Below are 12,259 nucleotides of genomic sequence, written 5' to 3' on the forward strand. Positions count from 1 at the left end.
TGGGTCTCCCTTGAACGTGGTGCGGCTTATTCTGCCGCGCGTTTGGTCTGATCCATCGAGGTGAGCATCTTCTCGCCCCAACGCATCTGTTCTTTCAATTCGTCAATCGCCTGGTCCAGCTCTTCGCGCTGGGCTTCCATATCGGACAGGCGCTGCTGTGCGATCTCGTAGGTGCGCGCGAGTTGGGTCTGCTGCTGATCGCCCATGTCATAGAGGTCCAGAAGCTGGCGTATTTCCTCGAGGCTGAAGCCAAAACGCTTGCCGCGCAGGATCAGCTTGAGCCGCGCCCGGTCGCGTTTGGTGAAAAGCCGCTTTTGCCGGTCGCGCAGCGGGAACAGCAATTCCTTCGCTTCGTAAAATCGCAGAGTGCGCGGTGTGACGTTATAGGCGTCGCACATCTCTCTGATCGTCATTGTACGTGTTTCGGTCATGTCCAATGTCCTTTTCGATGCCTTGATGACACCGAGATGCGCAGGCTTGCGTCTTCTTACAATGGGAAATGAAGTTGACGTAACTCATACGCCACGTCACTTTGGCGATGACGTAAGATCATTCAACGTCACCCGCTCCGCGCGGACATTTTGTTTCAAAGCGCTTTGGGCGCAATCCCCGCCGTGGCGCAGTGTCGCCTTGGAATTTTTACGTTTCCAGTGGCGGATTTCAGGCTTTCAGAGTGGCTTCGGTACCGTCGCGCAGCGACTTCAACTCGTCGATCGCTTCGTTCAACTGCTTGCGCTGCTGGTCAAGCTCTTCAAGCTGGCGGTCGGCCATCTTGATCCAGGCCTTCATCTGCGCCGTGGTGCCTTCGTTTTCGTAAATCAGCAGCCACTGGCGAATATCCTCAAGCTGGAATCCGAATTTGCGGCCCCGCAGGATCAGCGTCATGCGGGCGATCTCGCGGGGGCCGTACCAGCGTGCGCGGCCGTCGCGTTCGGGGTGGAGCAACTCGATATACTCGTAATATCGCAAGGTGCGCGGCGTCACGTCGAACCTGGCGCACATTTCTTTGAAACTCAGTCGCTGGTCAGCCATGATTGCCTCCTCGCCCCGCTCGACCATAAAAGCGTGCTGCCCCAAGGGCAACCAAAGTTACACGACTGGCCAGAGCGGCGGAACGCGCGTAAATGGAAGGCTCAGCCCGAGGAGCAGCCATGAGCGCCGACAAGTCCAAGATAGCCCGCCAGTTCATCCAGACCATTCCCCACGCCACCGCCCTGAGCATGGAAATCACCGCGCTTGGCGACGGTATGGCAGAGATCTCCATGCCCTATGACACCCGGCTGATCGGTGATCCAAAAACCGGCGTGATCCACGGCGGCGCAGTGTCGGCGCTAATGGACACCTGCGGCGGAGCGGCGGTGATGAGCCATCCCAAAGCGCCCGCTGGCACAGCAACGATTGATCTGCGCATCGACTACATGCGCGGCGCCACTCCCGGTCAGGCCATCACCGCACGGGCCGAGGTCTACCACATCACACGCTCTGTCGCCTTTGTGCGCGCGACCGCGAGCGATGACGACACCGACCGCCCCGTGGCCACGGCCACCGGAGCCTTCACTGTGGAGGGGCGCTGATATGGCCCGCAAGACCCCCGAACCTGTTCAGGTGGTGAAGCAGCGCCGCGATGGCGCGCTGAACGCCCTGGTGGACGGTGTGCCCTACATCCGCTTTCTAGGAATCACCTTTGATCGGCGTGGCGATGAACTGACCGGTCTGCTGTCGTTCGACGAAAAGCTGATCGGAAACCCGATGTTGCCCGCAATTCATGGCGGTGTGACCTCGGCCTTTCTTGAAGTGACGGCGATGATTTCGCTCAGTTGGGCGCATATCTGGGCCGATCTGGAAAGCGGCGCATTGGACGTCGATGCGCTGACCGCAGGCAACTTGCCGCGCCTGCCCAAGACCATCGACTTTACGGTCGATTACCTGCGCTCCGGCCTGCCGCGCGACGCGTATGCGCGTGCCACGATCACTCGCGCGGGGCGGCGCTATGCGTCGGTTCAGGCCGAAGCGTGGCAGGACAATCGCGACCGCCCGTTTGCGCAGGCGACAGCGCATTTCCTGATGCCAAGGCCCGATCCCGGCAATGACTGACATCCCCGTCGCGCCGCGCGAAGTGACGAACCGCCGCGTTCTGGCGATCGCGCTGCCGATCGTTCTGTCCAATGTCTCCATCCCGATCCTCGGCGCGGTCGACACGGGTGTGGTCGGCCAACTCGGAGAGGCGGCACCTATCGGGGCTGTGGGCCTCGGGGCCATCATCCTGTCGGCGATCTACTGGATCTTCGGCTTCTTGCGCATGGGCACCACCGGCCTTGCCGCGCAGGCATTGGGGCGGGGCGACCGCGCCGAGGTGGCGGCAATCCTGACGCGCGTTCTGATGATCGCGTTCAGCGCCGGGGCTGTCATCATCCTGTTGCAACTGCCAATCATCTGGGCGGCATTCAAGATCGCGCCCGCCAGCGACGAGGTTGAATCCCTCGCGCGAAGCTACATGTCGATCCGCATCTGGTCCGCCCCCGCGGCCATCGCCGTCTTCGGCATCACCGGCTGGCTGATCGCGCAGGAACGCACGCGGGCGGTGCTGGTGCTGCAACTCTGGATGAACGGCGTCAATGCGGTGCTCAACATCTGGTTCGTGCTGGGGCTCGATTGGGGCGTCAATGGCGTGGCGTTCGCCACGTTCCTCGCCGAATGGAGCGGCCTTGCGATGGGACTCTACCTCTGCCGCGCGGCGTTTCGCATCCCCGACTGGCGCAACTGGACGCGGGTCTTTGACCGCATCGCGCTGGTGCGCATGGCGCGGGTCAACTCCGACATCCTGATCCGCTCGATGCTGCTGGAAAGCGTCTTTCTGTCGTTCATGTTCCTCGGCGCCGATTTCGGCGACGTGACGCTGGCGGCCAATCAGGTGTTGCTGCAATTCCTGTTCATCACCGCCTACGCGCTTGACGGTTTCGCCTTTTCCGCCGAGGCCATCGTCGGGCAGGCGGTCGGTGCGCGGGCCATCCCGACGTTGCGGCGGGCGGCGATTGTGTCGGGCCTTTGGGGGCTCGGCGCGTCGCTGCTGCTGGCGCTGGGGTTCTGGATCTTCGGCCCCTGGATCATCGAGGTGATGGCAAAGAACGCCGATGTCCGCTCCGCCGCCGCCGCGTTTCTGCCGTGGATGGTGACAGCACCGGTGCTGGCGCTGGCGTCCTTCATGTTCGACGGCATCTTCATCGGCGCGACGCGGACTGGCGACATGCGCAACATGATGATCGTTTCGGTGGCAATCTATGCCGCCTGCGTCGCGGTTCTGGTGCCGGTGTATGGCAATCACGGCCTTTGGGCGGCATTGCTGGTGTCCTTCGTGGCACGCGGCCTGACGCTCGCTTGGCGCTATCCGGCGCTCGAACGCTCTGTCGCGGCCTGACGGAACCGTCAGTCAGACACCTTCGGCGGCGCTTGCCCTTGCCCAACGCGCCGCGCCCCGCTACCTGTGGCCTGTTCGAAAAAAGAGGCGCGCGATGAACGATCTTTTCAACAGCTTCATGACCGGTCCTGACGAGAAGGGCCGCTTTGGGATCCACGGCGGGCGCTTTGTGTCCGAAACATTGATGCCGCTCATCCTGGAGTTGGAGGAGCAATACGAGCGCGCCAAGACCGATGACAGCTTCTGGTCGGAAATGGACTTTCTCTGGAAGCACTATGTGGGCCGCCCCAGCCCGCTTTACCACGCCGAGCGTCTGACAGAGCATCTTGGCGGCGCCAAGGTCTACATGAAGCGCGACGAGTTGAACCACACCGGCGCGCACAAGATCAACAACGTGCTGGGCCAGATCATCCTTGCCCGACGCATGGGCAAGACCCGCATCATCGCCGAAACCGGCGCGGGCCAGCACGGTGTCGCGACGGCGACCGTCTGCGCCAAATTTGGCCTGAAATGCGTCGTCTACATGGGCGCGCATGACGTCGAACGTCAGCAGCCCAACGTGTTCCGCATGAAACTGCTCGGGGCCGAAGTGATCCCCGTCACCTCCGGGCGCGGCACGCTCAAGGACGCCATGAACGATGCACTGCGCGATTGGGTGACAAACGTGCGCGACACGTTCTACTGCATCGGTACCGTCGCCGGACCACACCCGTACCCGGCGATGGTGCGCGATTTCCAGGCGATCATCGGCAAGGAAGTGCGCGAACAGATGCAAGAGGCCGAAGGCCGTCTGCCCGACACGCTGATTGCCGCCATCGGTGGCGGCTCCAACGCGATGGGCCTGTTTTACCCGTTCCTCGATGACAAAGAGGTCAACATCATCGGCGTCGAAGCGGGTGGCAAGGGTGTCAACGACAAGATGGAGCATTGCGCGTCCCTGACCGGCGGCCGCCCCGGCGTGCTGCATGGCAACCGCACATATCTGTTGCAGGACGATGACGGCCAGATCCTCGAGGGGTTCAGCATCTCCGCCGGGTTGGATTATCCCGGCATCGGCCCCGAACATGCCTGGCTGCACGACATTGGCCGCGCGACATACGTGTCGATCACCGACAAGGAGGCGCTTGAGGCATTCCAACTGTCCTGCGCGATGGAAGGTATCATTCCGGCGCTCGAACCGTCCCACGCGCTGGCGCATGTGATGAAGATCGCGCCGGACCTTCCCAAGGATCACATCATCTGCATGAACATGTGCGGGCGTGGCGACAAGGACATCTACACTGTCGCCAAGCACCTCGGATTCGAGAGGGATTGAGATCGGGGCTCTAAACTTAAGGCCCAGTTCCAACGTAAAACGCCCCGTGCCCCTGCACGGGGCTTTTTTTGTTTCGCGCTGTTTTGCCCAAGGGTGGCGATAAACCAAAGTTTATACCTCTAGATCAGCCGTTTATCGCGCCGCCTGTAAACCTTCGGCAAATATCCCCTGAACCGCAGGGCCGTCATGGTCGCCGCAAGTTCGCTGACAAGACGCCTTTCAACACGCCCTTTTGCGAACGGGGCAGACCCAGGAGAGACACCATGACCGTCACACGTATGACACTTGCCGCCCTTGTCGCCACGCTGGCCACCGGCGCACAGGCAAACCAGGACCAGATCAACCAGATCCGCTCTGACCTTGCGTCCAAGGGCTTTACCGACATTGACGTCGAAGTCCGCGGCGACCGGATCATCGCCGATGCCGACAAGGGCCGCCGCGACTTCGAGGTGGTCTATGATCGCAACACCGGCTCGATCATCAGTCAGGGGTGGGACGATGACAGCAGTGACCGGATCGAGCGCACGCCGGCAGTTGACGCCGCCTATGCCGATCTTGCTGCGCGCGGCCTGCGCGACATCGACCTTGACGTCAAAGGCGACCGCATCTTTGCCGATGGCGAAAAGAACGGGCGCGACTATGAGGTGGTGTATGACCGCGCGACAGGTGCAGTGATCAGCGAAGGCTGGGAGCCGGACAGCGCGCCGCGTGCCGGAACCGCCGAGAGTCGTGACGCGGCCTTTGCCGATTTGGCAGACCGCGGCTTCGTCGATATTGACATTGACGAGCGCGGTGACCGATTTGTGGCAGAAGGCGAAAAGAACGGGCGCGATTACGAAGTCGTCTATGACAGCGCGTCCGGCAACGTCATCAGCGAAGGTTGGGAAGCCGCCGATGACAGCGACGACACTGACGGCGACGATGATCGGGATGATGACCGCGACAGCGACCGGGACGACACCAGCGATGATGATCGGGATGACACGAGCGACGACGATCGGGATGATGATCGCGACGACGATAACGGCGATGACGACGACAGCGATGATGACAATGACGATGACGACGATTGATCCAGTCCCCCAACGGTGCGCGCGATGAACCGCCGCCACTTTCTCACCAGCCTCGTTTGCGCGGGGCTGGTGACGCCCGTTCCGGCCGTCGCGCAGGACGTGCAGACGCGCGTGGTCGAAGCTCTGAAGAAAGACGGCTATCGCAACATCCGGATTTCGCGCACGTTTCTCGGCCGCATCCGCATCTATGCCAGCGGCACGATCGGCGAGCGCGAGATCATTCTGAACCCGTCCACAGGCGTGATTTTGCGCGACTACGTTCAACAGGCGCATGACGACGGGCGTTCCCGCCAGGGCGCGGGCGATCACGACGACGCGGGTTCGGGCACCGGTCAGGACGGTGACGACGATGACGACGATGACGATGATGACGACGATGGCGACGACGATGACGATGGCGACGATGATGATGACGATGACGATTGATCGCTGCGCCGCCTCTGCGCGAAGTCCGCGTTTGTGAGGGGGCAGGTCGGCTTTGCGCTGCTTCTCGCGGTTCAGCTCGTCTGTGCCGCGTTCTTTCTATGGGATATCTTCGCGCCGCTTCTGGGCATCCGCTATGCGCCCGTGTCCTGGGCGCTGTACGAGATGATGGAGATCGGCGCGGCGCTTGGCCTGACCATCGGTGTCGCCGCCACATCGACCTTGCTGGTGCGCTCCGTCACCCGTCAGCGCGAGGCGGAAGAAAAGCTGCGTCTGGCCTCCGGTGCTTTCATGGACGTGCTGTTTGAACGGTTTGCCGATTGGGAATTGACCCCGGCAGAGCGCGATGTGGCACTGTTTTCGATCAAGGGTCTCAGTACCGCCGAAATCGCCAACCTGCGCAAGACCTCCGAAGGCACCGTCAAGGCCCAGACCAACGCGATCTATCGAAAGGCGGGCGTGTCCGGGCGGCCGCAATTGCTCAGCCTGTTCATAGACGATCTGATGGGCGACCCGCTGCAAACTCCGGCGGCGGATCAACCCGTGATCTAGAACAACCGCCTCACTCCTCTGCGTCGCCGGCCTGCGCCAGCGACAGCGGTTCGTTGAATGTCAGTGTCCGATAGGGGAACGGGATTTCGATGCCCGCATCGTCCAGCGCGCGTTTGATCGCCGCGACAACCTCGTCGCGCGATCTGTGTTCGCCCAGCGGCGTGCTGGTTGTCCACCAGCGCACGTCAAAGTCGATGGACGAGGAATTGAACGTCGTGGCGAACACCTGAACCGGCTTTTCATCCGAAACCGTCTCCAAAGCCGTCACCGCGTCCGTGATCACCTCGCGCGCGGCGTCCACGTCTTCACCATAGGCCACGCCCACCACAACCTTGATCCGCCGCAACGGCGTGTCGGTGAGCACGCAGACGGGGTTCTTGTAGATAAACGAATTGGGCACCAGCAAAAGCTCGCCCGAGCGCTTGCGCAGAAACGTGTCGCGGATGGTGATCTGTTCGACCCGCCCGCTCAGATCGTTGCACTCGATGTCATCACCGATGCGCATCGGCTTGCGCAACAGGATCAGAAAGCCGGCCAGGAAGTTCTCGAACACGTCCTTGAACGCCAGGCCGACTGCAATCGACCCGATCCCAAGACCGGCCAGCAGTTTCGTCGGCGTCAGATTGGGAAACAACACCGTCAGCGCGATCATCACACCGAACGCCCAGACCAACAGGCGCACCAGCGTGCCAACCGCGCTCACCAGCGAGGGGCGGCGTTTTGAGCGTTTGAGGATGCCCCGCACCAGACGCGTCAGGCCATATGCAACCAACGCGGTGATCAGCAGGATGAACAGCGCAGCAATCAGATTGGGCAACAGCGCGATCGCATCGCGTGCAAGCGTCTCGATCTGGTCATAGAGAATTCGGACAGGGCTGATGTTTTCCAAGGCTGAGTCCATGCAGTTCCGTCCGTTCTGATCGGTTGAAGTCTGTCAACGCACGCGACGCAATGTTGTTCCACCGCCGTGCCGCTCGATGCGCTTGTGTCTAGCTCTGTGCTCCGACGTCATGCTGTTCCAGCACCGCCAGCGGAACGATGTCCAGAGCACGCTGGTGCGTGGCGCGTAGATTGACCTTGGGCGCGCACCCCTCGTCATGCGCTTGCAGGAAACGACCGGCGCAGAGACACCAGTGATCCCCCGCTTTCAACCCGTCAAAGCGGAATTGCGGCATCGGAGTGCTCAGATCATTGCCGACATATTTCGAATAGGCCAGAAACTCGGCCGTCATTACCGCGCAGACTGTATGGCTGCCCTGATCGGCGGCGCAGGTGTTGCAATGCCCGTCGCGGAAAAACCCGGTCAGCGGTTTGGTCGAGCACGGCTCCAACGGGCTGCCCAGTACGTTGATCGGGTCGTCTTTTTCCATTTTGGCCTCCGCGCGTGGTTGGTTGCACTTTTTCGGAGTCTAGGGCTGATCCGGGTTCCAATCCACCCAGCGGCCATGAAAATCCGCGCGCCCAAGCGAAATGCGGTGGTCTCCGGGCCAAAGCCGCGCGGTGATCGCGGCGCCGGGTGTGGTGCCGTCGGATTCAAGGGCAAGCCACGCCAAGGGGCGCTCCGGTGTGGCATCAGCACCCGCGGCTTCGATCAAGGCGGTGCCTCTGGCCTGTTTGTCAGGCGGAAAGTACTGCCATGCGATCGTGTGATAAATCAGGTGCATGTGGTCTTGTGACGGGCTTTCCAAACGTGTCTCCAACCAGTCCACCGCATCGCCCCGCTCCACATGCGCGGCATTCGCCGCAATCGCCGCATCGGTCAGCGCAAGGCGATGTGGCTGATCCGGCCACAAATACGCCCGCAGCCTGAGCGCATTGGCCGGATCGCGGGGATCAAGTGGGTTGAGGTCGACTCCGCGCCGCTCGCTCACGCTAAAGCGTGCGGCGACCAGCGGCGCGCCAAACCAGTCGGGCGCAAGCGTAAGAGCGGCATCATCTGGCCCCACGCGCACGCCGCCCGCGTCCAGCGCGAACCGGTCGAACATCAGGTTCAATCCCGCACTCGCGCCCAGTTCCGAAAGGTGCAGCCGGGAAACGCCGGTCCGCCGGACCAGATCATGCGCACCGGCGATCAGCACCGCACTGCGACGCACCTCATTGGTCTGCGGCGGCGACGCGATCCAGTCGATCAGGAACGCCTCATGCGTCACAAGCGCATCTGTCAAAACATCTTTCAGGCGCGCATCCGACACCGTGTTGGGCGGATATGCGGAAACCAGACCGGGCTGCTGTCCGGTCAGAACCAGCGCATGCAACCCCGATGCCAGCCGCAGGGGAAGCGAATGGCCATTGGGCCCGATATCTCCGTCGAACCGCGCAATCGCCCGATCAAGCTGCGATGCGGTGCGCCAGACCTGCCCGAGCAGCGGCAACATCCGCGCCATGAAAGGCGAGCCAAGCGCGGCGCAATGTCCGGCCTGTTCCTCCAGCACCGCGTTCAGGGTCATCGGAACCTGTCGACCAGCTTTTGTAGCGGATTTCGGGTGTCGGGCGCCGGATCGGGCTTGGCGTCGGGGCGCGGCACATCCGCTTTGGGGGTCGGTTTGACGGGCGTCGTCGAAGAGCGCGGCGGCGCCACCCGCAAGGCAACCGCGTTCATGAACCGTCCGGTGTCGCCATCGGCCAGATACGCCGCCCCGTCCGAGATGCCGCGCAGCAGATCGTCAAGCCACTCAGCGTCTGCTTTGGGAAAGTCGTGCAAGACATATCCCGCGACCGCGTCCTTGTGACCGGGATGCCCGATGCCAAGGCGCACCCGATTGTAAGCCTCTCCGATATGGCCGTGGATCGAGCGCAACCCGTTATGGCCCGCATGGCCGCCACCGGTTTTGACGCGCGCCTTGCCGGGAGCCAGATCAAGCTCGTCGTGAAACACCGTCACGTCCTCGGGGGCGAGTTTGTAAAACTGCATCGCCGCCTGAACCGATTGGCCCGAGCGGTTCATGAACGTTCCGGGCTTGAGCAGCAGAACCTTGTCGGCCCCCAGACGGCCTTCGGTCACGTCACCCTGAAACCGCGCTTTCCACGGGCCGAACCCGTGATCCGCAGCAATCCGGTCCACCGCCATGAAGCCGATATTGTGCCGGTTCGCGGCATATTTCGCGCCCGGATTTCCCAAGCCTACAAATAGTTTCATCGCCGCTGCCAACTCCATGCGTCCCGCGTCGCCTCATCTCTAGGGCAAACGCCGCTCAAGCGCAAAACGCCTTTGCACGTGCGCGGGTCGCAAACGCAAACGGCCCCGCCGCAGGGCGAGGCCGTCATCGTGTCAAGGCGCGAGCCGATTACTCTTCGGTCTGCTCGATTGCGGGCACTTCGTCTGCATCGGGCGTCTCGTCCTCGTCCTCTGCATCGTCCGCCGAACGCAGACCCGACGGGGCCGAGATGTTGGCGATCACGAAATCGCGGTCGATGGTCGGCTTGGACCCTTCGGGCAACGTGATGTCGGAAATCGTCACCGTGTCGCCGATGTCCAGACCCGTCAGATCGACCGTCAGCTTCTCGGGAATGTCACCCGCTGTCACCACCAGTTCGACCTCGGGGCGCACGGCCGTCAGAACGCCGCCGCGCTTGATGCCGGGGGCTTCTTCCTCGTTGAGGAATTCGACCGGAATGAACAGCGCGATCTTGGTCGAGCGGCGCAGGCGCATGAAATCGACATGCGTCGGCAGGTCTTTGACCACATCGCGCTGCACGTCGCGGCAGACCACGCGCACATCGTCATGACCGTCGATTTTCATGTTGAACAGGGTCGACTTGAAGCGCCCCTGCTTCAGGCGCTTGATCAGCACGTTATAGGGAATGTTGATCGCGAGCGGATCTTTGTCGCCGCCAAAAACAACGCCCGGAACCATGCCGTCGCGGCGTGCCTGACGAGCGGCGCCCTTGCCTGTCCCCGTCCGTTCCAGAGCTTCGAGATCAGGAATCTCACCAGCCATGATATGTCTCCAATTTGTAAGGGCAGGGTGCCTCCAAGGCTGTCACCCCGCGTGAAGCCCGCGCGATAGACCGGTTTCATCGGCAGGGCAAGGCAAAACACTGCCGAATTTGGCCGAACGGGTCGGTTTGTGGGCTGGACGCACTTGTCCGCTCGTGGCACTCGCGATCCCATGAGCATGATCCACGATCTCCACGTCAGCCGCGGCCCCGCCGCCGCTTTTGCGGCTGTCGGTGTGTTCTGGGGGTCGTTCGCAGCCCTGGTTCCGGTCATCAAACCGCAGGTCGGTCTGTCGGACGGCGCATTCGGCCTCGCTCTGCTGGTTGCCTCGATCGGCGCAGTGCTGGCGATGTGGCTGGCCCCCTTGGCCGAACGCACGCTGGGCATGCGCGGGCTTCCGGTGTTGACCGGATGTCTGGCGCTTGCGGTCCTGTTGCCCGCTCATGCCACAGGCGGCGTCACCTTCGCATTGGCGATGCTGGCGGTCTCGGCGGCGTCGGGCACGCTCGACGTGGCGATGAACGGACGGGTCAGCGTGCTGGAGTCACAGGTCGGGCGCAGCCTGATGAACCTCAACCATGCCGTGTTTTCAGTGGCTTACGCCGGTTCGGCCATCGCGACAGGGCTGGCGCGCGAAGCCGGGTTCGGCCCAACGCTGGTGCTCGGGATCGTCGCGTTCGTGATCGCCCTCTTGATCGTGCAAGTCGCCCGCGCGCTGGTGCCTGACCCCGACCTGAGCGACACCGATGTGCAAACCGCGCCCCTGCCGTGGGCGTTGCTGCTGCCCGGCGGTCTGATCATCCTGATCGCGTTTGTCTCCGAACAGGCGACCGAAGGCTGGTCGGCGCTCTATCTCGAGCGCAATCTCGGGGCCGGTGCGGCGCAAGGTGCCCTTGGCCCCGCGATCCTCGGCCTGACGATGGCGGCGGGGCGGCTCGCCGGTCAGGTGGTGGCCAACCGTCTGTCGGAACGCCATGTCATCCGCTGGGCCGCCACCACTGCCGGAGCGGGCGCAATCATCGCCGCCACCGCGCCGTCGCTCTGGGTGGCCTATGCGGGCTTTGCCATTCTTGGCCTCGGCGTGTCGGTCGTGGCGCCGATGGCCTATGCGTGGATCGGGCGAATCGTGCCGAACCGGCACCGCAGCCATGCCATTTCGCGCATCTCGGTCGTCGGATACACCGGCTTCTTCATCGGACCGCCGATGATGGGCTTCCTCTCCGAAGCCTTCGGGCTTTGGGTGTCGTTCCTCGCCATTGGCGGCATCCTGTTCATCGTGCCGCTGGTGCTGGTGCCGATCCTGATTCGCCGCCCACGCGAAGTTTGACGCTGGAGTCCTTGATAGGCTCTTGCAAAGGCGCAACGCCCGCCCTGTTTGCCAAGCCTTAACCGCTGACGCGGATGCTTCCCCCACGGTGCGCACCGAGCGGGCAGGGTCACTCCCAAGCCGCGACAGAGGAACTGACATCTCTCTCACATGCCGGAAGGCTGACCATGAGAGACCGGTCTGAACAGGCCCTGAAACCCAGGGTACAGGTCACGGG

15 protein-coding genes are annotated in these 12,259 nt (G+C 62.7%); 8 read left to right on the forward strand and 7 right to left on the reverse strand.

Annotation, left to right across the window (positions count from 1 at the left end; all coding sequences use genetic code 11):
* Positions 1-26: 26 nt before the first annotated feature.
* Positions 27-431 carry a MerR family transcriptional regulator gene (locus tag ACGKZZ_RS05530; RefSeq protein ID WP_411222481.1) on the reverse strand — a complete coding sequence of 135 codons (405 nt, stop codon included), beginning with the start codon at positions 429-431 and terminating at the stop codon, positions 27-29.
* Between the two features lie 229 nt (positions 432-660).
* The gene (locus ACGKZZ_RS05535; RefSeq protein WP_411222482.1) at positions 661-1,032 is read right to left on the reverse strand and encodes a MerR family transcriptional regulator; all 372 of its coding nucleotides are present in this window, start codon (positions 1,030-1,032) and stop codon (positions 661-663) included.
* A 119-nt stretch (positions 1,033-1,151) separates the two neighbouring features.
* Between ACGKZZ_RS05535 and ACGKZZ_RS05540 the strand changes: the two genes are divergently transcribed.
* The 7 genes from ACGKZZ_RS05540 (at position 1,152) to ACGKZZ_RS05570 (ending at position 6,778) form a co-directional block, all read left to right on the forward strand.
* Positions 1,152-1,574, forward strand: a complete 423-nt coding sequence (locus ACGKZZ_RS05540) for a PaaI family thioesterase (RefSeq protein ID WP_411222483.1) — start codon at positions 1,152-1,154, stop codon at positions 1,572-1,574.
* A 1-nt stretch (position 1,575) separates the two neighbouring features.
* Complete coding sequence (locus tag ACGKZZ_RS05545) at positions 1,576-2,094, forward strand: PaaI family thioesterase (protein ID WP_411222484.1); 519 nt, start codon at positions 1,576-1,578, stop codon at positions 2,092-2,094.
* On the forward strand, positions 2,087-3,415 hold the full coding sequence (locus tag ACGKZZ_RS05550) for an MATE family efflux transporter (RefSeq protein ID WP_411222485.1): 1,329 nt from the start codon (positions 2,087-2,089) through the stop codon (positions 3,413-3,415). Before ACGKZZ_RS05545 ends, ACGKZZ_RS05550 begins: the two co-directional genes overlap by 8 nt.
* 94 nt (positions 3,416-3,509) lie before the next feature.
* The gene (trpB, locus tag ACGKZZ_RS05555; RefSeq protein ID WP_411222486.1) at positions 3,510-4,730 is read left to right on the forward strand and encodes a tryptophan synthase subunit beta; all 1,221 of its coding nucleotides are present in this window, start codon (positions 3,510-3,512) and stop codon (positions 4,728-4,730) included.
* A 263-nt stretch (positions 4,731-4,993) separates the two neighbouring features.
* The gene (locus ACGKZZ_RS05560; RefSeq protein ID WP_411222487.1) at positions 4,994-5,803 is read left to right on the forward strand and encodes a hypothetical protein; all 810 of its coding nucleotides are present in this window, start codon (positions 4,994-4,996) and stop codon (positions 5,801-5,803) included.
* A gap of 24 nt (positions 5,804-5,827) precedes the next feature.
* The gene (locus tag ACGKZZ_RS05565; protein WP_411222488.1) at positions 5,828-6,229 is read left to right on the forward strand and encodes a hypothetical protein; all 402 of its coding nucleotides are present in this window, start codon (positions 5,828-5,830) and stop codon (positions 6,227-6,229) included.
* 33 nt (positions 6,230-6,262) lie between these two features.
* Positions 6,263-6,778: a helix-turn-helix transcriptional regulator gene (locus ACGKZZ_RS05570; RefSeq protein ID WP_411222489.1), complete on the forward strand. Its 516-nt coding sequence runs from the start codon at positions 6,263-6,265 to the stop codon at positions 6,776-6,778.
* A gap of 10 nt (positions 6,779-6,788) precedes the next feature.
* Here ACGKZZ_RS05570 and ACGKZZ_RS05575 read toward each other — a convergent pair whose 3' ends face one another.
* From ACGKZZ_RS05575 to ACGKZZ_RS05595, 5 genes are all read right to left on the reverse strand, one after another.
* Positions 6,789-7,679 (reverse strand): mechanosensitive ion channel family protein, encoded by an 891-nt coding sequence (locus tag ACGKZZ_RS05575; RefSeq protein ID WP_411222490.1) that lies wholly within the window; start codon positions 7,677-7,679, stop codon positions 6,789-6,791.
* An 88-nt stretch (positions 7,680-7,767) separates the two neighbouring features.
* Positions 7,768-8,148, reverse strand: a complete 381-nt coding sequence (locus ACGKZZ_RS05580; protein WP_411222491.1) for a DUF2237 family protein — start codon at positions 8,146-8,148, stop codon at positions 7,768-7,770.
* Positions 8,149-8,187: 39 nt separating this feature from the next.
* Positions 8,188-9,225 carry a DUF2332 domain-containing protein gene (locus tag ACGKZZ_RS05585; protein WP_411222492.1) on the reverse strand — a complete coding sequence of 346 codons (1,038 nt, stop codon included), beginning with the start codon at positions 9,223-9,225 and terminating at the stop codon, positions 8,188-8,190.
* Positions 9,222-9,914 carry an aminoacyl-tRNA hydrolase gene (gene pth, locus ACGKZZ_RS05590; protein WP_411222493.1) on the reverse strand — a complete coding sequence of 231 codons (693 nt, stop codon included), beginning with the start codon at positions 9,912-9,914 and terminating at the stop codon, positions 9,222-9,224. The genes ACGKZZ_RS05585 and pth overlap by 4 nt, the downstream gene beginning before the upstream one ends.
* Before the next feature lie 148 nt (positions 9,915-10,062).
* On the reverse strand, positions 10,063-10,716 hold the full coding sequence (locus ACGKZZ_RS05595; RefSeq protein ID WP_411222494.1) for a 50S ribosomal protein L25/general stress protein Ctc: 654 nt from the start codon (positions 10,714-10,716) through the stop codon (positions 10,063-10,065).
* Positions 10,717-10,893: 177 nt separating this feature from the next.
* Between ACGKZZ_RS05595 and ACGKZZ_RS05600 the strand changes: the two genes are divergently transcribed.
* Entirely contained in the window at positions 10,894-12,042 is a 1,149-nt protein-coding gene (locus ACGKZZ_RS05600; protein ID WP_411222495.1) for an MFS transporter, read from the forward strand.
* The last annotated feature ends 217 nt before the right edge of the window (positions 12,043-12,259 follow it).

This window comes from Marivita sp. S2033, assembly GCF_046592965.1.
Classification (GTDB): Bacteria; Pseudomonadota; Alphaproteobacteria; order Rhodobacterales; family Rhodobacteraceae; genus Marivita.

Bases quoted from the DNA above. Each gene is read 5' to 3' on its own strand.
- ACGKZZ_RS05575 (WP_411222490.1), bottom strand. From the start codon at position 7,679: ATGGACTCAGCCTTGGAAAACATCAGCCCTGTCCGAATTCTCTATGAC.
- ACGKZZ_RS05580 (WP_411222491.1), bottom strand. From the start codon at position 8,148: ATGGAAAAAGACGACCCGATCAACGTACTGGGCAGCCCGTTGGAGCCG.
- pth (WP_411222493.1), bottom strand. From the start codon at position 9,914: ATGAAACTATTTGTAGGCTTGGGAAATCCGGGCGCGAAATATGCCGCG.
- ACGKZZ_RS05550 (WP_411222485.1), top strand. From the start codon at position 2,087: ATGACTGACATCCCCGTCGCGCCGCGCGAAGTGACGAACCGCCGCGTT.
- ACGKZZ_RS05535 (WP_411222482.1), bottom strand. From the start codon at position 1,032: ATGGCTGACCAGCGACTGAGTTTCAAAGAAATGTGCGCCAGGTTCGAC.
- trpB (WP_411222486.1), top strand. From the start codon at position 3,510: ATGAACGATCTTTTCAACAGCTTCATGACCGGTCCTGACGAGAAGGGC.
- ACGKZZ_RS05540 (WP_411222483.1), top strand. From the start codon at position 1,152: ATGAGCGCCGACAAGTCCAAGATAGCCCGCCAGTTCATCCAGACCATT.
- ACGKZZ_RS05530 (WP_411222481.1), bottom strand. From the start codon at position 431: ATGACCGAAACACGTACAATGACGATCAGAGAGATGTGCGACGCCTAT.
- ACGKZZ_RS05565 (WP_411222488.1), top strand. From the start codon at position 5,828: ATGAACCGCCGCCACTTTCTCACCAGCCTCGTTTGCGCGGGGCTGGTG.
- ACGKZZ_RS05600 (WP_411222495.1), top strand. From the start codon at position 10,894: ATGATCCACGATCTCCACGTCAGCCGCGGCCCCGCCGCCGCTTTTGCG.
- ACGKZZ_RS05585 (WP_411222492.1), bottom strand. From the start codon at position 9,225: ATGACCCTGAACGCGGTGCTGGAGGAACAGGCCGGACATTGCGCCGCG.
- ACGKZZ_RS05595 (WP_411222494.1), bottom strand. From the start codon at position 10,716: ATGGCTGGTGAGATTCCTGATCTCGAAGCTCTGGAACGGACGGGGACA.
- ACGKZZ_RS05560 (WP_411222487.1), top strand. From the start codon at position 4,994: ATGACCGTCACACGTATGACACTTGCCGCCCTTGTCGCCACGCTGGCC.
- ACGKZZ_RS05545 (WP_411222484.1), top strand. From the start codon at position 1,576: ATGGCCCGCAAGACCCCCGAACCTGTTCAGGTGGTGAAGCAGCGCCGC.